The organism is Spirosoma panaciterrae DSM 21099 (genome assembly GCF_000374025.1).
GTDB lineage: Bacteria > Bacteroidota > Bacteroidia > Cytophagales > Spirosomataceae > Spirosoma > Spirosoma panaciterrae.
In genome coordinates this window covers 1-19,717 of record NZ_KB893176.1, presented here as the reverse complement: position 1 = coordinate 19,717, position 19,717 = coordinate 1, and the positions used below count along the sequence as shown (strand labels likewise).

Genomic DNA, 19,717 nt, shown 5'->3' with positions numbered 1-19,717 from the left:
ATATTAGGTAGTTAATAGATTATTTGGTGTGTAAACTAACTACATGCCTAAGTAAAAAAATAAGAAGCAATTTCCATTTGAGTATAGTTACAAATCTATCTTTTAGAGTTTTGGTAACTAGTAGGATACGTACCCGTTCTGATTTATAGACTATATGCCCTGTTCAACCGTTCTAACCCCCTTTTTCTGCCTATGCCCATCGTATAACGTATATGCATAAAAAAAGTCAGTAATGCGCCAACATTACTGACTCACTAAGTAATCCCCTGTACAATCGCGAGAAAGACGTCCGAAAAACGGATGCAGGGATTTTTTTTGCCGTTGCTAAACCGACAAACCCTTAAAATTATGCCAAACCAACTACAATTCCATGCGTTAGTGATTAAAATCATGAGGCAGGGTTTTGCACTGTTCGTTTTAATCAATTGCCTGATTACGACGACCTGGGCCAGACCAGCCGACCAGCCAGTGACAGGTACTGTGCTGGATGAAAAAGGAAGCCCTTTAGTGGGCGTAAATATTCAGATTAGAGGCACCACACGTGGTACAACCAGCGATACCCGGGGAACGTACCGAATCGATGTACCGAACGGCAATTCAGTGCTGGTATTCAGCTATATTGGTTATAAAAAACAGGAAATCACGGTTGGTAACCAGAGCATAGTCAACGTGTCGCTGGAAGCCGATGCCGGTTCGCTGGAAGAGGTCGTTGTCGTGGGTTATGGTACCCAGAAACGCTCTTCGCTGACGGGGGCCGTATCGACTGTAACCCCCAAAGAACTCACCGCTTTGCCCGTTCCCAACGTAGCCTCCGCCCTTCAGGGCCGGGTACCGGGTGTATCAGTCGTGAACAACGGTGGACCGGGAAGCTCGCCCATCGTGCAAATTCGGGGGATTGGGTCAATCAGCTACGGGTCAGGTCCCTTGTATGTGATCGATGGGGTACCCACTGGCGATCTGAATAGCTTCAATACCAATGACATCGAATCGCTGGAGGTGTTGAAAGATGCTAGTTCGGCAGCTATTTATGGGTCACGGGCGGCTAATGGGGTTATCCTGATCACAACCAAAAAAGGAAGCCGCGACAGCAAAATTCGCATCACGCTGGATTCGTACGTGGGTACGCAAAGCGCATCGCATAAAATAGATGTGCTGAACCGGGATCAGTATGTGCAGTATGCCAAAGCACTGACATCCAACGCTGGTATTGCGCTCCCCTCGCGACTGAATAACCTGAATACACCCATCTACGACGGGGCTACCCAGACCTTTGCCCAGACGGAAACCAACTGGCAAAACGAACTTTTCCGCAACGCACCGATTGCGCAGCATCAGCTTTCTCTATCGGGTGGTAATGCGGTATCCCGCTTCTTTGCATCGGGTAGCTATTTCAAACAGGATGGGATTATGATCGGAACCGACTTCGAGCGCGGTTCGTTACGGCTCAATTCCGACCATCAGGTATCCAAATTCCTGTCGATTGGTCAGACCCTGACAGCTTCCTACAGCAACCAGCGGGGCGAAACCACCGGCGACCGTTCGCAACTGATGCACGCCCTTCGGATGATGCCCTACTGGCCCACGACGGACCCGACCAAAGCAGGAGGGTATAGTGCTCCGACGGCTGCCGATGGATCGGACCCGGAGAACCCCCTTCGGGCACCGGCTATGGATGTTACCCGGACGAAGTTCCTGAAAGCCTTTGCTACGGTCTATGCGGATGTTCGGCTGACGAGTTTCCTCAAATATCGGTTCAATTACGGCGTTGATATGGGCTTCTCGAACGGTAGTACGTTCAACCCGATCTATAATGACGGTTATATTCAGCGGGTATCGTCTACGGTTTCGCAATCGCGCAACACGAATATTACGCAGACAATTACCAATCAGCTTTCGTTCGATAAAACGTTTGGGAAGCATACCATTACGGCCGTGGCTGTCGCTGAAACCCAGAAAGTACTTTTAACTGGTATGTCGGGATCAGGTAACCGGCCCAATAATGACCTGGATGTGATTCAGGGGATAAGCAACCCCTCCGTTAGTAGCTCTCGGTCTGAAATCGATCTGATCTCCTATGTGGGCCGTATCAATTACGATTATGCAGGCAAGTATTTGCTGAGTGCGTCGATTCGACGGGATGGATCTTCCTTATTTGCACCAGGCAAAAAGTGGGGTAACTTCCCATCGGCTTCGGTTGGCTGGCGTATCAATCAGGAAAACTTCATGAAAGATATGCCGAATTTGTCGGAGCTAAAACTACGGGTTAGCTATGGGAAGACGGGTTTCAATGGCATACCAAACTACGCCTGGCAATCACTTGTGTCGGCTGATGCAACCCAGTATCCTTTTGGCTCATCGACTAGCCTTGGGTCGTACTTTAATGCTCTGGGTAATACCGAATTGCAGTGGGAAACAACCGACATGGTCAATGGAGGTATCGATCTGGGCCTGTTCAATAACAAGTTCACGTTTACGGCCGAGGTTTATAACCGATTCACCGACGGGCTTATACTGGGTGTTCCCATTCCTAACTCGATTGGCTACAGCAATGCACCCGTGGCCAACATCGGCAGCATGAAAAACTGGGGCTACGAATTCCAGGCAGGTTATAACTACGCCAAAGGTGATTTCCGGGGGAATGTGTCGGCTAATATCGGTATTACCCGCAACCGGGTGCTGAGTCTGGCCACACCGACCGCTGCCATCTACGCGGGTTCGAATGCCGACTATGGCGGGGCCGATATTACCAAAACCGAAGCGGGTCAACCGATTCAGTCGTTCTATGGCTACGTAGTCGATGGTATCTTTAAGTCGGTCGACGAAGTGTACAGCGCCCCTGTTCAGAACCGACCTGCTTCGCGCGATGCCGACAATCCGGCCAAAAACACATCGGCTGGTGATATTCGCTTCAAGGACCTGAACGGCGATGGTAAAATTGATGCCAACGACCGCACCTACCTGGGAAGCTACCTGCCGAAGTTCAACTACGGAGCCAACTTTACAGGATCTTACAAAAACTTCGACTTCACCTTGTATTTGCAGGGTACTTACGGCAACAAAATTTACAACGGCACGAAGGTCGTTACGCAGGGTATGCTGCGGCTGTTCAATGCAGGTCCTGCGGTGTTAAATGCCTGGACGCCAACCAATATGAACACCGATGTGCCACGGGCTGTAGCCGGTGATCCGAACAACAACAGCCGGACTTCGGATCGGTTTATCGAAGACGGCTCGTACATGCGGGTTAAAAACCTGACCATTGGCTACTCGATTCCGGCCAAGGCATTGGGCAGTCTGACGAGTGGTGTCGTGAACAAAGTTCGGGTGTATGTATCGAGTCAGAACTTGCTCACATTTACCAAATACACGGGCTACGATCCCGAAATTGGTTCGCGAAATAACACCTTACTGCGGAATGGTATCGACTACTCAAACTACCCGCAGGCCCGTACCCTGCTGGCAGGTCTTCAGATTACGTTCTAACCGACTTTAACGACTTTAACGCATACGTTTTCTATGAAAAGGCACTATTTCTCAATCGGTGTTTTATTGCTGGGCCTGGCGGTTGGGTGTAATGAAAAAAGCCTGGATCAGCTAAATCCCAACGCGGTTACGACCGACAGTTATTTTCAAAACGATGTCCAAATCAGAAGTGCGGTCAACGGGGTTTATGCAGCCCTTCAATCGACAAACCTGGTGGCTCGTGAGTGGTTTTTTACCCACGATCTGCGATCCGACGATGTAGCGGCAGGAGGTGGGCAGCTCGAAACCCCGCGCAATCAGTTGTTGCTAGGGGTACATAGCACCGACAACTCGCTGGTAAGTTCTGTCTGGACAGGGGCCTACCGAATCATTCACCGGGCTAATGTCGTGGTGGATAAAGCGGCTGTAGCCAAAGCCCTGACGGCCAGTGTAGCCACACAGGCTGTGGGCGAAGCCAAGTTTCTACGGGCCTGGGCTTACTTTGAACTGGTAAGTATGTGGGGTGGGGTGCCGCTCTATAAAAACTATGTTACATCGGTAGCGGGTTCGTTGCCCCGTGCATCGGAGGGCGATGTGTACGCGTTTATCATTGCCGACCTGAAAGCGGCTCAGGATGCGCTGCCCGCTACCTACGATGCGGCCAATCAGGGACGCGCTACCAAAGGGGCTGCTCAGATGCTTCTGGCGCGGGTTTATATGCAACAGGGCGACTACACCAATGCCAAAACCGAACTTCAGAAAATCATTAGCTCAGGAACCTATGGTCTGGTGGATGAGTATAACGACAATTTTACCGAAGAGGGTGAATTCAACAAAGAGTCGATCTGGGAAGTAAATTTTCTGCCATCGGGCGGTAATTTCAACTGGAATGGCGATGGCGATGGCACAGCAGGAGCCGAAGAAACCGTTCGGACGCAGGAGTATTCGGGCATTGGCTGGCGGAATATCATTCCGTCGAATAGCCTGTTGGCTGAATTCGAACGACCCAGCAAAGGTGACGCGAAAATGGATCCGCGCTATGCAAAATCGGTGTATACGACTGGCGATAAATACAACAAAGATCAGACGATTCTGACCGATGAAATCCAGAACGGCAATAGTTCAACGGTAGATGGTAAGGTACAGAAGGTAAGCTGGCGGAAATTTACACTGATGTACAAAGCCGGTACGTCAACAACGGGCGGTATCAACCAGCGAATCATGCGCTATGCCGAAACGTTGCTGTCGATGGCCGAGTGTGAAAACGAACTGGGCAATCTGACCAGCGCCGTTTCGTATCTGAACATGGTTCGGAGTCGACCAAGCGTATCCATGCCAGCGTATCCGACGGCCAACTACCCTGTTTCGACCAAAGACCAGGTATTTACGGCCATTGTACACGAACGACGGATTGAACTGAATGGTGAAGAAATTCGGAACCGGGATATTCTGCGCTGGCGGAAACTGGGTAAATTGAAAACCGAGCCTATTGCCTATTTCCAGAAAGGGAAACATGAATTGCTGCCCATTCCTCAGCAGGAAATTGACAACAATCCGAACGTGGGCCTGAAAGGTCAAAATCCTGGTTATTAAACCTTTTTTGTCCTTCCGACCGGGACGCGGAGTCGAAGGAGGGTTCTCAAGCTTGATTAATACACAACGTTGAGATTCCTCCTTCGACTCCGCGTCCCGGTCGGAAGGACAAAAAAGAGCTTCTTCCTGAATTGAAAGGAAGAGATTGGATGACTTTAATTACTATTATACAATGACATCGGTTATGCCGGTGTCATTGTTATATTAAAGAGAACCAAAATGCTTCTATGAGACGTATACCGTTTTGGCTGATTGGAATGGGGATAGTAGCCAGTAGCTTACTGGCTTGTCATCAATCGGCATCGACACGATTTGAGCGGCTCTCCAGTGGTCATACCCACGTAACCTTTACCAACGCCTTAACACCAACTGAACGTTTGAATGGGTTCACCTTTACCAATTTTTATAATGGGGGTGGGGTAGGGGTTGGCGATGTCAACAACGATGGACTGATGGACCTGGTCTTTACGGGCAATCAGGTGAGTTGTCGACTTTATCTGAATCAGGGAAAGCAGCGCGAGAAAGCCTTTTCGTTTGAGGATATTACCCAATCGGCTGGCTTGACTACCGACCGCTGGTGTTCGGGAGTGGCTATGGTCGATATAAATCAGGATGGGTGGCTGGATATGTACATTTCGGTGGCCAGCCACCCAGCCTTGAAGCATACCGAAAACCTGTTGTTTATCAACCAGGGGCTAAAAAACGGTAAGCCGGTTTTTAAAGAGATGGCCGCCGATTACGGGCTGGCCGATCCCGCGTTCACCACCCAATCCGCTTTTTTTGATTACGACCGGGATGGCGACCTGGATGTTTTCCTGCTCAATACTGCTCCTGATTTTCAGAATCCGGCCCATGTTCGCCCGGTGGTGTCCGACGGATCACACCCGAGTACGGGTAAACTTTACCGCAATGAAGGAACGGGCCCCAAGGGGCACCCGGTTTTTAAGGACGTTTCGAAAGAAGCCGGAATAACCTACGACGAGCTCGGCTTAGGGTTGGTTATCAGCGATTTTAATAAAGATGGGTATCCAGATATTTACTGCTCCAACGATTTCACCAGCAGCGACATCCTGTATCAGAACGACGGGGAAGGTCATTTCACCAATGTGATTAAGCAGGCAACTACCCACACCAGTATGTATGGTATGGGCGTTGATGCAGCCGATCTGAACAACGATGGATTGCCCGACCTGATGCAACTGGACATGCTGCCGAAGGAGAACGAACGGCTAAAAATGATGCTGGGCGGACAGGACTATGACCGGAAACAGATGAGTATTTCACCCCAGTTCGGCCATCAGATGCAGTACATGCGCAACTCGCTTCAGATGAATCTGGGTGTAGGGTATGGGGCAGAGGGCATGGGGCAGCGGGATCAGCGGTTGAACCAGATTGCTCCTTACCCCATGCCCTCTGCCCCGAACCCCGTGCCCCATGCTTCCCCACCACTTTTTTCGGAAGTGGGTTTGATGGCAGGCGTCGCGCAGACGGACTGGAGTTGGGCAACGTTGCTGGCCGATTTTGATAACGACGGCCGGAAGGATATTTATATCACCAATGGCTACCGGAAAAACGTTACCGACCGCGATTTCATCAATTTTACCGAAGACTTTTCGGGCTTTGGTACCACCGAATACAACACAAAAAAACGTCTGGAGCTACTCGACAAGGTTCCCGAGATCCCTCTTGCCCATTATGCTTTCCGAAATAGGGGTGATGGGGCTTTTGACGATGTTTCGCAAGCCTGGGGCCTTCATGACGAGTCGTATGCGAATGGGGCTGCTTACGCTGATTTCGACAACGATGGCGATCTGGATCTGGCCGTAAACAATGTGGATGGCGAAGCCTTCATTTATCGGAATCAGAGCCGGGAACAAAACCCAGGCGGTCATTATCTGACCATTTCATTGGAGGGGAGTTCTGCCAATCGGCAGGGAGTTGGGGCTAAGGTAACACTCTGGGCAGGAGGCACGATGCAATACAGTGAAGCGTCGGTGGTTAGAGGGTATTTGTCGTCGGTCGATCCCCGGCTTCATATTGGTTTCGGGAAGAACACTAAAATTGATTCTCTGCTCATCGAATGGCCCGACGGCCGGGTGGAAACTAAACAAAACATTGCTGCCGATCAGGCGCTTACGCTTTCGCAAACGCAAGCTTCTTTGAGAGCTAAGCCTTCTTTCGTTCGAGCTAGTAAACCACTTTTTGCGGATGTGACGGACCAGTATCCGATTGATTTTATCCATACGGAATCGGATTTCGTCGATTTCAAACAGACGGCGGCCATGCATAAAATGCTATCCCGGTCTGGCTTTGCGCTGGCGGTGGGGGATGTCAATGGCGACGGGCTGGACGATTGTTTTATGGGTGGCTCTTACCGGGGCAGTCCATCGTGCCTGTTCTGGCAAACGGCAGGGGGCGGATTTATCAAACGACCATTTCCCGCTACAACCGATCAGGAAGCCACCAGTGCGCTATTTTTTGATGCCGATGGCGATGCCGATCTGGATTTGTATGTAGTGCACGGAGGCAATGAACGCCCATCGACCGAAAAAGCTTTTTATCAGGATCAATTGTATCTCAACAACGGCAAGGGCGATTTTAGTCTGGCACCCACTGGCACCTTGCCGGATGTATCGGGTAGTGGTTCCTGCGTCGTAGCCACCGATTTTGACCACGACGGCGATCAGGATTTGTTTGTCGGCGGTCGCCAGATACCGGGTAAATACCCTCTACCTGCCCGTAGCTATCTGCTCCGAAACGATGAAACAGAAAACGGGCATCGATTTGTGGACGTCACTCAGCAACTATGTCCCTCGCTGATGCAGGCTGGTATGGTGTGTTCGGCGCTCTGGTCCGATTATGACCGGGATGGTTGGGCCGATCTCGTACTGGCGGGCGAATGGATGCCGCTGACAATCTATACAAACACCAAAGGCTCCTTTCGGACAGCAACACCGATCCAGATTCCGGCTTCATCCGGCTGGTGGAACAGCCTCGCCCAGGGCGATTTCGATCAGGATGGCGACCTGGATTATATAGCCGGTAACGAAGGGCTGAACACACTCTACCGGGCTTCGGAGCAGGAACCCGTGATCATCATGGCGAAGGATTTTAACAGCGATGGTACAATGGACCCGCTTATGGGCTACTACATCAATGGCGTATGCTATCCGGCTGTCCCGCGCGATGCTTTGAACCAGCAGGTTATCCAATTTCGGCGTAAATACCAGCGTTTTGCGGATTACACGGCTGTTACATTCGATCAGTTGTTTACTACCGACGATCGGAGCGGAGCCTATGAAGCGAAAGCTACTTACCTGCAAAGCGCCTATATCGAAAATCTGGGAAACGGTAAGTTTGCGCTTCACGCGCTACCTGGAATGGCTCAGGCCGCTCCTGTTTTTGGTATTGTTACCCAGGATGTTAATCAGGATGGTCGATTAGATGTTGTATTGACCGGAAACTTTTATCCGAATGAAGTCAACATGGGTCGTGAAGATGCTTCTGTGGGTGTAGTACTGCTGGGCGACGGGCGTGGTCGTTTTAAACCCCTGAGTCCGGCCGAGAGTGGATTAGTGATTCGGGGGGATGCCCGGACTTCGGCTTTATTGACTGGAAAAAACAAGGAGATGCTGCTGATAACAGCAGTCAATTCACAGGGCGTACGGCTGAATCGGTGTTTAATACCTCATCAGATGCAAGTGGAAGAACGTATTTCAAGGAAATAGCTGTGCTTAATCAGGTTGGATAGCGTCTTTTAGAGCAATTTAGTACCCTGTACTGAAACGTATTTTGTCATTCAGACCGGGAAGCGTCCCGGTCTGAATGACAAAAAAATGCCAGGATCTCAGTTTACGGTGTAATGGTTTCCAGCGAGCCGTCTGCATTTCGTTTCAACTCCCGGACTTTGATATTGCGCAGGTGGGTTTTGCCCGAAAGCTCCACGTCGTGGTAGAAAATATACCACTTGCCCTGAAACTCAATGATCGAATGGTGCGTAGTCCAGCCCGTAACGGGTTTCATCAGCACACCCTGATAAGTGAATGGGCCGTATGGCGATTTACTGGTAGCATACGCCAGCAGGTGTGTATCGCCCGTCGAGTACGAGAAGTAGTATGTTCCTTTGTATTTATGCATCCAGCCACCTTCGAAAAACCGTCGATCGTGATCGCCACCGAGTAAGGGCTTTCCCGCTTTGTCGACAATGACCAGATCTTTGAGAGGTTCCTCAAACTTGAGCATGTCCTTGCTCATTCGGGCAACTTTGGCACTTAGGGCGGGTTCGTTGTCTTTTTTGAGGTCCGTTTTCAGGCTGCTGTCATACTTGCCTGTGTGCCAGCGTTGTAATTGTCCTCCCCAAATACCACCGAGATACATATACGATTTGCCATCGGTGTCGCTAAACACCGCCGGATCAATGCTGTAGCTGCCCGGAATAGGAGCGGGCTCAGCTTTGAACGGACCTGTGGGCGATTTGCTGGTCGCTACCCCAATCCGAAAAACGTCCTTTTTGTCTTTGACGGGGAAATACAGGTAATAGGTACCATTCTTATACGCGGCATCGGGAGCCCACATCTGCCGACCGGCCCAGGGGACATCTTTAATGTCGAGCGCAACCCCATGATCGGTCACCTTTCCACCAATTTTGTCCATCGAAAAAACGTGGTAATCCCGCATATTGAAATGGCCACCTTCATCATCCTGGGGCACGTTGGCTTCAATGTCGTGCGACGGATAAATGTAAATTTTGCCGTTAAACACATGGGCCGATGGGTCGGCTGTGTAGATGTCCGTTACGAGCGGTTTCGGTTTTGCCGGACTGGAAGTCGGATTCTGGCAAATACCGGACTCAAGGGCCAAAAGTGCCAGGCCAGCCGTAGCGACAATGAGTTTGTTGGGGCTAATCATAGACTAAGAACAGGTAAGGAATTTTTACGGTAAGAACAATGTAAAGAGCCTTTATGGAAACTTATGGGGTTTTAACCCGTTGAGACGACTGCCTGATAATCAGTTCGTAGTTTAGCAGGATACTATTCGTTGTACTTAGGTGCAGCAGACCATTCAGGTGATTGATCAGGGTTTGGGCGGCAATTTCACCCATTTCCTGACCGGGGTAGTGAATCGTCGATAAGTTTGGCTCCACAACCTGAGAGACTGGATCGTTGTTGAAGCCGATCACGGCAATATCGTCCGGTATCGTAAAGCCATACTGGCGTAACGCTCCCATGCAACTGGCTGCGCAAAAGTCACTGGCAATAAAAAGACCATCGGGTGGCATAGCCATCTGTCGGATATGACTGGCCAGATCCAGACCAGCCTGACGTGTTAGGTCGGTTAGGCGAATATATTCGTCAGAAAGTGGGAGCCCTCGATCGAACAAGGCCATTTTGTAGCCTTTGAGCCGGTCGGCATACACGTTTCGTTTGACGTTGCCCGTTACGTGCATAACCTGCTGGCACCCCTGATCGAGCAGATGCATCGTTGCGTCGTAGCCTGCTTTGACATTGTCGATGACAATATTGGTGCAATTCTTCTGCGGCATCACCCGGTCGAAGAGAATCATCGGAATTCCTTTACGGAAGAACGTATTAAAATGCTCCAGATCGTCTGTATCGGCGGCTAAAGAAACCAGTAAGCCATCGACCCGGCTATCGAACATCGTTTTGGCATTAGCGACCTCTTTCTTGACCGACTCCAGCGATTGGCTGATAATCAGATTATAATTACTCTTGTTGGCTATTTTTTCCATGCCCGCCAGTACGGTCGACATAAAGGCACTGTCGAGACGGGGCACGATTACACCGATGGTATTGGTCCGTTGACGGCGCAAGTTGCTGGCAAACAGATTGGACCGATACCCCATCTCTTTAGCCTTACTGGTAATGAGGCTCTTTGTCGAAGAGCTAATGGCAGGATGGTCATTCAAGGCCCTGCTTACTGTAGCAGGTGATAGCTCAAGAAGTTTGGCAATGTCATAAATCGTTACCTCTTTTTGCATTGTTGGGGTGGGTTTATTGAGAACATTTGCAATCGGTTGAAATAGTCCTTTTGCAAACGAACAGGCGCTTCTAAGCGATTATATACACGCGAAATGCAATAAAGTCTGTCAGGAAAAGTGACGAATTATCAGGAATATGTGCAATAATACGAAAAATTAGACAACCGATGATTTCCTTAATTCTTTTTATGCAACCGATTGCTTTTTCAAAAAAATAAAAGAAATTTATACACAGATCGGACAAACCAGCATGTGAGGGGTTAGACGATAGTTACTTTTTTTAGATTTATCATAGGTTAAATGCCAACAGCCCCCTGTCTACTGACAGGGGCTTTGTTTTTAGTACCCAACCCACCCTGTATGAAAACTCGCAAAAAACGCCCGACTCAATATGGCCGGGCGTTTCGGAGATTCCTCTATTTAACTAATATAATGCGTAACATACGCAGACGGATAGTTGTCAGATTGCTTCTGGATAAAAAAGTAACCTCCCGCTAAACCTGGGCGGGAGGTTAACTGCATTCTCTTCTTAACTTGTCTATATAACGTACTTTAACTGCCTCTACCAAACAAATGGATAACTACGTGTGAGGTGGTAATCCCGATAAACGTTTCCTGTTTTTACCCGATGAATGACAAGTGCGTAATGACTAGAGTACTGGTGTGAATAGCCAATCTATAAATCCTGCCAGTGGCCCAAAATTGGCGTAAAACGGTTGATACCCTTCCGATTCGTTGTCCTGAAGATTAAAGTCGCATTAAATAGGGGGGCGCCCTGCCTGTAGAAAAAAGAAGATTTTGCTCGGTAAATTTGTCTACTTTGTTACTAGTTGTTTAGATTTTTGCCTAATTTGTTATTGATTGTAGTCGAGTGTGAACTCGGCGGCAAGCTCTTATGGGTTAGATTTAAACGCTGGTACTTTTAGTGCCAGCGTTTTTGTTACCTGACCACCCTTTTTTGAGTCAAAAGGGTACATTGATAATCTAACCCATAGGAGCAGTCTTGCATTGAACCATTTTTTCATAAAAAAAACCGCTAGTCACTAGCGGTTTTTTTTATGTGTAACGTCTGGTAATAAGGGTAGGCAAGCTATCGAAACTACCAGCCAGCGCGAATAAATTCTACTTCGCAGGCTTTTTGAAAATGCTTTCATCTACTGGCCCGTTGACGGTAATTTTCTCGGTCGAGAACGTTAAGGCACCCTGTGGAGAAGCCATTTCCATGGTGTTGGCGAATTTGATTCCGTCTTTGTCTTTATAGTCCGAAAAACTAATTTCAGCGGTTTGGCCATTCATCGCCATTTTAACTTTGTTGACCAGGTAGGTAGTGGCATCCAGAAACTCATCGACCGTTTGTCCTTCTTTGGTCGTCACTTTCAGGTGATAGGCATCTTTACCGTCTACCTTCTCTTTACCAACCAGTTCGATCTTATTTTCTTTGGCTTTGTAATTGACTAATGCACCGAAAGGATCAAGCTGCCCCTTTGAACTTTTCAACTGATCGGCAGGCATATCTTCCGGATCGCCAGTGCCGCCCATCATGGCCGGGCGCACCATCCAGCCTGTTGAGCCGTCGACAACCTGAATCATCGAATTGCCCATTACCGACGTTTCGGTACGCATGGATTTGCCAACGACAATAGTCGACTTGCTGGGAATTTCCATGCCGTTAATAGCCATCGACCGTTCGATATACAGTGTTTTGACGTTGTTTAATTTGTCCATGCCACCCAGTGCGGCCACGTGTTTATCGACAAGTTCGTCGACGGTCTGAGCCTGGGCAAGACCAGAAAGACAAAGGGCGAAGCCCAGAGCCAGAAATTTGTTGGTTTTCATGTTGCGGAATTAGGTTACCGTTTTAGTTGACAAATATTACTATTTACGTGGGAATTTCAGCAATTAGGGCCGAGATTGACCGCCACCTGGTGTGCCACTTGATTGGGTCTGGCCATTTCCATCACTCTTCACGTCGTCGTTGTTGACCGACTTGGCTTTCTTACGAGGAGCGTCCATCGTCATTTTGCCAATCTTAAGGGTAAAGGTAAGCCGAACACCCCGGTTATACATATATATATCGTTGACCTGACTGAACAGGGGCGAGTTCAGCGTTGTATGGATATTGAACCGATTGTTCAGGAAATTTTCGGCCGCCAGACCCAGACTCGCTTTTTTGTTGTTGAACTCCTTTTTTACCCCAATTGTATAGAAGCCGAACCCACCCTGACGTCCCTGCAATTGTACCTGTGAGCCTTGCAAAAATCCGAATGCCTGGGCACCCCAGCCATTCTTGAAGGTCGCATTCATGAACGTACCTCCTCCGATGTTCATGCCGCTGTTGGTGATTTCAGCCGAAGCGCCATCTACCCCGGTAGCCTGCCCCGTAAGGCTTGTGTAGAAAGCGTTCAGGAATAAACCGATGTTAATTTTGGAGGTCGCAGCTACGTTGGCAAACAGGTTGGTACCGTAGGCATGCTGGCGCCCAATGTTCTGATAGGTTGTGACGATAGCCCCTTTGATCGAGTCGGAGGGTGAGCTAACCTGCGTGATGGCGTTGTTGGTAATGCGGCCAAAGAATGTAGCATTGATGAACGTCTTGCCAATGGTTTTGCTCACACCCAGTTCGGCGTTGTTGGTGAGTTCGGGTTTTAGTTTGGGGTTACCCAGCGTAATGACCTGCGGGTTGGCAGCGTTGAAGTTGGGGTTCAACTGTTGCAGACCAGGGCGCTGAATCCGACGGTTAAAGCCGAGTTTAAACGTTGTCCCTTTAATGGTTTTGGACGCATTTACGCTGGGCACCAGTACACCGTAGTCGCCCACACCCAGGCTACCGCCTTCGCGGGTGCTGGCATCGATAAAGGTGTGTTCATACCGTACTCCGCCTTTTAGCGTATAGCGGTTTTTGGTGGTATAGGTGTAAGAAGTGTACCCCGCAGCAATATTCTGATGGTAGGTCAGTTCGCCCAGTGTATTGTTCGACTCCGTGGTAAATTGGCCTGAAGGACCTGCAAAGAGGTACTTGTAGTCGCTGTTGACTTCCCGGAAGATTGCTTTTCCGCCAAACTCCAGCAGTTGATTTTTCTTGATCGGGGTCTGGTAGTCGGTTTGCAGGGTAAACTCCTGGTTCACGTTTTTATTCAGGTTGCGCTGACGGCCCGATAGGTCACCAGTGCTACCGAACAGATTCGCATCGAAGTTGTTGGTCAGGTCGTTGCGGCTGTAGAGGGTCGAAATGCTCCATTCCTGCTGGGGTTTGAAGGTATGCAGGTAATCGATGTTAGCGTCGACCGTACCCGACAAATTTTTGGCATCGACATTCCGGTTGGTCGATGAGTTGAGCGAGCCGTTGTTGAACAGTTGGGTGACCAGATCCTGCTGGTTGGTGAAGTTTCGAACCCCATACCGTACACCAGCCGTAAGGCTTTGGTTTTTAGCCAGGTCGTAGTCGAAACCCAGGTTGTACTGGCCAAACAGCCCCGAACTATGTCCATCCCCGCTTTGGCGGGTCAGAGTCGTTACACCGCCCGACTGGCTGGTCTGGTCAAGATTGGTTTTCGTGATGGTGTTGTACATGGCCCGACCGAAGCCGCCCAGCGTAAAGCCTGCTTTTCCTTTCCGGTAGTTGCCATTCAACGACAGCATAGATCCCCGGTTACCAACACCGGAATCGATGTTGAGATTCAGCCCTTGGAGGCTGTTCTTCTTGGTAATGATGTTGATGATACCGCCCGAACCTTCGGCATCGTATTTGGCCGATGGGCTGGTGATGACTTCAACGGTTTTGATCTGATCGGCAGGAATCTGCTTCAGCGCGTCCGAAACACTGCTGGCGACAATGGTAGAGGGTTTGTTGTTGATGAGTACTTTGATATTCTGGCTGCCACGGAGCGATACGTTACCATCGAGGTCTACCGTCAGCATCGGCACTTTGCGCAAAATATCGGTGGCATCACCGCCTTTGGCCGTAATGTCTTTATCGGCGTTATAGACCAGTCGGTCTACTTTCTCTTCGATCACAGCTGCCTGACCGACTACCGTTACCTCCTCCAGCGTTTTGACACTGGACGACAGTTTGATAACTCCCAAATCCAGGGTTTGCCCGTTGGTCAGGGTCAGGTTGGAAATGGTTTTATTGCGGAACCCGACAAAACTGACCAGAACCTGATAGTCACCGGCAACGAGTTTGGTCAGGGAAAATTTCCCTTTTTCGTCGGCAACAGTGCCATCGATGGCTTTGCCGGTCGATTTATTGTAGAGAGCAATACTGGCAAATTCAACGGGTTTGGCCGATTGGGCTGAATCGACAACCGAGCCGATAATTTTTGCACTTCCTTTTGGGCTTTGGTCGCCAGCCGTACCAGGCAATGCCTTGGATTGGGTTGAGCCCCCCATCATCGGGAACTGGGCCTGGGCGGGTGTTAGCAAACTGCCGACCCAAAAAAGAAGAGAGGTTAAGAAGATGTTCGTTTTCATAGCTTTATTCTGACCTAACAAAGGTCATTCATGCGACGAAGCCTTAAAAACAAAAGTGGATGAAGTGGCTATAAGACCGGATAGACTAGTGTTTCTAGCTGATGAATGAAGTTGGTAATACTCCATTTAAGGCCCTGATATTGATTTGGGAATGCGTACCCGATGATGAAGGCAGTTGGTCAATAAACGTTGTTTGGGCTCGTTGGCGGTGCTTTACGGCTGAAGAGTCCGTATGAGTTTTATCACCGATTTGCTTATTATCCAGTGAAAATGACGAAATTACCGGCCCATTATCCACTAGTTGTGAAATCGTTACCAGCCATCGGTTTTTTGATCCTGCTGCTCTACCATTGGTTAGGGCTGCCATTGGCTGTGCTTACGTTTGAACAAACCTATCAGCATGCCTCTCAGCCATCAGCTGCCGATGAGTTTAAACTGGTAAAGCTGCCTATATCCCTGCCCTATACAGCAGCCTGGGAAAACGCTGATGGACAGGAGGGGCTGATTCAGGATGGGGCCACATTTTACAACATCGTGGAGCAGCGCTATGCGAATGATACCCTGTATACGCTGCTCAAAACGAACCAGAACGCCAGAGAACGCTTTTTTGAACTGGCTGAACAATGGCAACAGCTAAGTGACGACCAACAGGCCACCCAATCGCCTTTGGGTAGACTTCTTAAGCTCATCAGCGAACGACTAACCACCTATCTTCCTCCTTTTGCCTGTCGACTGGAGCTTCCGGCACTACATTCTCTGGCGTGTGTAGTACGCTTCCCCAATGTTCTGTCGGCCCGGTACCAGGTCGACCAGGTTCCCGTTTCGCCCCCTCCACAAGCCTGACTTCCGATTTTCAGGTTGTACGATCCAAACGCATACGTAATGGGTATTGGCCAGGCGTGCCCGTCAGCTAACAGCTGGCAGACGCCCAGAGTCATCTTTGTTCATGAACTAGGTGTTTTTGCGCCCGAAATCGTCTTGTGTAAAACAGCCTGAGAAATCAGTACCACGATGGTCGCTTCCTGGAAGTTCCCGGTATCTGCGTGGTCCATACCTTGGGGAATTGGCCAGGTGACCGGATAAGTCGGCCATCAACAATCTTACTAAAGTCATCCCTATAACCGCTCTGTATCAGAACTGGCACTGCTTTTGTTGAGTCTATAAATTGCCTTCTCTCTGATAATTAGCTAGTTAGATAAATATTAATTCATGAAACAATTCTCAATCAGGCTTCGTCCGTTCTCTGATCTTTCCAGTACGACAAAATTACTGACCGTTGGCCTGCTGCTGGTGTCAGCCTCACTGCTGGCGCAGCAACAAAAATCGACAGTTGACTCGGCTCGTCTGTTAAACCCTGTCACCGTAACGGGTAACCGTTCCATCGTGGTACAAACTTTACCCAACGTACACGGAACCTATCTGATGGGTGGTAAGCGTAGCGAGGCCATTCGGGTGAGCGAAATCGATGCTAACGTCGCTGAGAAAAACCCCCGGCAAATCTTCGCCCGGATTCCGGGAGTCTTTGTCTACGACATGGATGGAACGGGTAATCAGATCAATATTTCGACGCGTGGGCTGGACCCTCATCGTTCCTGGGAAAATAACATCCGGCAGAATGGCGTCATTACGAATTCGGATATGTATGGCTATCCGGCCAGCCACTACTCTCCGCCCATGGAAGGCATCGAACGGATTGAACTCGTGCGCGGAACGGCCTCGCTGCAATACGGGGCTCAGTTTGGCGGGATGCTCAATTATATAACCAGGCAGGCCGATACAACGCGCCGATTCGGCTTCGAAACCATCAATTCCGTTGGATCGTATGGCTTGCGGAGCACCTTTAACGCCATTGGCGGACGCGTGGGTAAGTGGACTTACTACGCCTATTACTACCGTCGTCATTCTGATGGCTACCGTCAAAACAGCGGCACCGATGCGCAGGCTCAGTTGGGCCGGATTCAGTTTCAGGCAACGCAACGGCTGAGTCTGACGGCAGAGTTAGGACGATCGGCCTACATTTATACTATCCCTGGTCCGCTGACCGATGCCATGTTTGCGCAGGACCCACGGCAGTCGACCCGTAGCCGAAATTATTTTAACCCGGATATTTACATTCCTTCCCTAAAACTGGACTGGCGAATTTCGGATCGAACCCGGCTTCTTTGGACCAATTCGGCCGTGTTGGGGAATCGCAATAGTGTTCAACTGGATGCGTTTGCTACGGTTCCCGACACAATCAGCCGGGTAACGGGGCAGTATCGGCCCCGGCAGGTCGATGTTGATAACTTCAACAGCTACACGACCGAAGCCCGTTTGCTGCATCAATATAAACTGGGAAGCATGAATGGGGCTTTGGCAGCTGGTGTGCAGTTGATGAGTACCGATCTACACCGTCGACAACTGGGAGTAGGCACCACAGGGAGTGATTTTGACCTGACCTTAACCAGCCCTTTTAAACGGGATCTGCATTACCGGACAAAGAACATTGCTGCCTTTGCTGAAAATCAGTTCTATCTGACCAATCGACTCATGATTGCACCGGGTATTCGGATCGAGCATGGTAAAACGGAGATGCGGGGCACGATCAGTTACTACGACGCGTCTAATTTGCCCACCGATATTAGCCACCACTTTGCCTTGCTGGGTATCAACGCCGAATATCGGCTTACCGACGCTGTGAAAATTTACGGAGGCTGGTCGCAGGCCTATCGACCCGTTGTGTTCAAGGATATCATTCCGGCTTCTACCTACGAGCAGATCGATAAACACCTGAAAGACGCTTATGGCTATAATGCTGAAATCGGTTTGTCGGGACGCTGGCAGGGTATGCATGTGAACCTGACCGTTTTTGATTTACTCTACCGGAATCGGTTGGGCACGTTGTTGTTAACGAATACCGATGGCACCAACTACATATACCGAACTAACATCGGGGATAGCCGGAGTACGGGCGTCGAAGCGTTGATTGAAACGCAGATTTTGCATACGACAAAATTCTTAGTCAGTGGATTTAGTTCAACGGCCTATAACTACGCCCGGTACATTAACGGTCGGGTAGCAGCAGGTACCGAAAACCGGACCGTAACAGGAAACCAGGTCGAATCGGCCCCGCGTTGGACTACCCGCAATGGCCTGACCGCCCGTTACGGCCCGGCCAGTCTGACCCTCCAGTACAGCTACGTAGCCCAAACCTTTTCCGATGCACTGAATACGCCCACTGCTTCGGCCAACGGAGCGATCGGTCCGGTGCCTGCCTATAGCCTGTGGGATCTGAATGGCACCTGGCGTATCAAGCGGCTGATAACCGTACGCGGTAGTATCAACAATCTGCTTAATACGCAGTACTTCACCAAACGTCCGACCTTCTATCCTGGGCCGGGCGTATGGCCCTCCGATGGGCGAAGTGCTGTCCTGACGGTTGATTTGAACCTGTAAGTACCGAGTCGTCTTCCCCCGCATGTGTGCCGTATCGTCATAGGGTATGCATGCGGGTTGTACATCCCCGAAGTGATTTGCGTAAATGCCGGGATTTAGCCAAACGGCACTTAATCGCTTTGAAGGAGTATTCGATTTCCTGTCCTGTTGTCAGTACTTCAACGTTCAACGATTGAAAAATCCGCCCATCATTTTAAACTCCCTTTCTTTCTTGTCGGAGGCTTTGCCGATTCTGTCAGAGTTTTAAACGGTAAACGCCTTTTTAGATGATGACAAATCGGACAAGCGAGCATTAGAACGACTTTGAATGAAAGGGTTATCAGTTCAAGACTGCTTCCATTACTACGCAGCTAGTTAAGATTTCAATGACTATCTAGTGACTCATCATGGCAATTAATACCCTAGGAGGCTTAAACAAAGCTTTTTGAAGGCTTCTACGGGCTTTTTGACTTAAAACAAAGGTTTAGAGTATGTTGGGAAATCATCTTTGGCAATAAGTCTCGATTCGTTGTAACATGATCTGGCTATTGGCCAGATACAGCCAACTGACCGAAGAAGATGCTGTATGCTCATAGTCTTTGACGATTCTCCGAAAATAGTTCGTCCAGGCAATGCTTCGTTCCACTACCCATCGTTTGGCCACCGGTACAAAACCTTGGGCTGATTCAGGCCGCGACGCTTTCTCAAAATCGATACTCCAACGGTCAAGCTCTTGAGCAAACACGCCGTTGTAGGCTTGATCGCCGAACATCTTCTCCA

Annotated in this window: 9 protein-coding genes and 1 pseudogene; 5 read left to right on the top strand and 5 right to left on the bottom strand. The window is 49.6% G+C overall.

The window, feature by feature from the left end; translation table 11 throughout:
- Positions 1–348: 348 nt before the first annotated feature.
- The 3 genes from B153_RS0107615 (at position 349) to B153_RS0107605 (ending at position 8,783) form a co-directional block, all read left to right on the top strand.
- Positions 349–3,483 carry a SusC/RagA family TonB-linked outer membrane protein gene (locus B153_RS0107615; protein WP_026261981.1) on the top strand — a complete coding sequence of 1,045 codons (3,135 nt, stop codon included), beginning with the start codon at positions 349–351 and terminating at the stop codon, positions 3,481–3,483.
- Between the two features lie 33 nt (positions 3,484–3,516).
- Positions 3,517–5,055, top strand: coding sequence for a RagB/SusD family nutrient uptake outer membrane protein (locus tag B153_RS0107610; protein ID WP_020596099.1), 1,539 nt, complete (start codon positions 3,517–3,519; stop codon positions 5,053–5,055).
- A 227-nt stretch (positions 5,056–5,282) separates the two neighbouring features.
- On the top strand, positions 5,283–8,783 hold the full coding sequence (locus tag B153_RS0107605) for a VCBS repeat-containing protein (RefSeq protein WP_020596098.1): 3,501 nt from the start codon (positions 5,283–5,285) through the stop codon (positions 8,781–8,783).
- Between the two features lie 124 nt (positions 8,784–8,907).
- Here the strand turns inward: B153_RS0107605 and B153_RS0107600 are convergent, their stop codons facing one another.
- From B153_RS0107600 to B153_RS0107585, 4 genes are all read right to left on the bottom strand, one after another.
- The gene (locus B153_RS0107600) at positions 8,908–9,963 is read right to left on the bottom strand and encodes a glycoside hydrolase family 43 protein (protein WP_020596097.1); all 1,056 of its coding nucleotides are present in this window, start codon (positions 9,961–9,963) and stop codon (positions 8,908–8,910) included.
- Between the two features lie 61 nt (positions 9,964–10,024).
- A complete protein-coding gene (locus B153_RS0107595; protein WP_020596096.1) occupies positions 10,025–11,053 on the bottom strand; it encodes a LacI family DNA-binding transcriptional regulator in 1,029 nt (342 codons plus the stop codon).
- A gap of 1,122 nt (positions 11,054–12,175) precedes the next feature.
- Entirely contained in the window at positions 12,176–12,889 is a 714-nt protein-coding gene (locus B153_RS0107590; protein ID WP_020596095.1) for a LolA family protein, read from the bottom strand.
- A gap of 63 nt (positions 12,890–12,952) precedes the next feature.
- Positions 12,953–15,523, bottom strand: coding sequence for a TonB-dependent receptor (locus tag B153_RS0107585; RefSeq protein ID WP_020596094.1), 2,571 nt, complete (start codon positions 15,521–15,523; stop codon positions 12,953–12,955).
- Positions 15,524–15,793: 270 nt separating this feature from the next.
- On the opposite strand from B153_RS0107585, the gene B153_RS37595 reads away from it, so the two are divergent.
- Both B153_RS37595 and B153_RS0107575 read left to right on the top strand, forming a co-directional pair.
- Positions 15,794–16,366 carry a hypothetical protein gene (locus B153_RS37595; protein ID WP_245564847.1) on the top strand — a complete coding sequence of 191 codons (573 nt, stop codon included), beginning with the start codon at positions 15,794–15,796 and terminating at the stop codon, positions 16,364–16,366.
- A 366-nt stretch (positions 16,367–16,732) separates the two neighbouring features.
- On the top strand, positions 16,733–18,958 hold the full coding sequence (locus tag B153_RS0107575; protein WP_020596092.1) for a TonB-dependent receptor family protein: 2,226 nt from the start codon (positions 16,733–16,735) through the stop codon (positions 18,956–18,958).
- Between the two features lie 481 nt (positions 18,959–19,439).
- On the opposite strand, the pseudogene B153_RS0107570 reads toward B153_RS0107575, so the two are convergent.
- A pseudogene (locus B153_RS0107570) lies at positions 19,440–19,717 on the bottom strand (IS5 family transposase); the annotation flags it as partial.

What these genes read in the sequence shown, in the direction of transcription:
- B153_RS0107595 (WP_020596096.1), bottom strand. Translation starts at nt 11,053, where the DNA reads ATGCAAAAAGAGGTAACGATTTATGACATTGCCAAACTTCTTGAGCTA.
- B153_RS0107605 (WP_020596098.1), top strand. Translation starts at nt 5,283, where the DNA reads ATGAGACGTATACCGTTTTGGCTGATTGGAATGGGGATAGTAGCCAGT.
- B153_RS0107615 (WP_026261981.1), top strand. Translation starts at nt 349, where the DNA reads ATGCCAAACCAACTACAATTCCATGCGTTAGTGATTAAAATCATGAGG.
- B153_RS0107585 (WP_020596094.1), bottom strand. Translation starts at nt 15,523, where the DNA reads ATGAAAACGAACATCTTCTTAACCTCTCTTCTTTTTTGGGTCGGCAGT.
- B153_RS0107600 (WP_020596097.1), bottom strand. Translation starts at nt 9,963, where the DNA reads ATGATTAGCCCCAACAAACTCATTGTCGCTACGGCTGGCCTGGCACTT.
- B153_RS37595 (WP_245564847.1), top strand. Translation starts at nt 15,794, where the DNA reads ATGACGAAATTACCGGCCCATTATCCACTAGTTGTGAAATCGTTACCA.
- B153_RS0107590 (WP_020596095.1), bottom strand. Translation starts at nt 12,889, where the DNA reads ATGAAAACCAACAAATTTCTGGCTCTGGGCTTCGCCCTTTGTCTTTCT.
- B153_RS0107610 (WP_020596099.1), top strand. Translation starts at nt 3,517, where the DNA reads ATGAAAAGGCACTATTTCTCAATCGGTGTTTTATTGCTGGGCCTGGCG.
- B153_RS0107575 (WP_020596092.1), top strand. Translation starts at nt 16,733, where the DNA reads ATGAAACAATTCTCAATCAGGCTTCGTCCGTTCTCTGATCTTTCCAGT.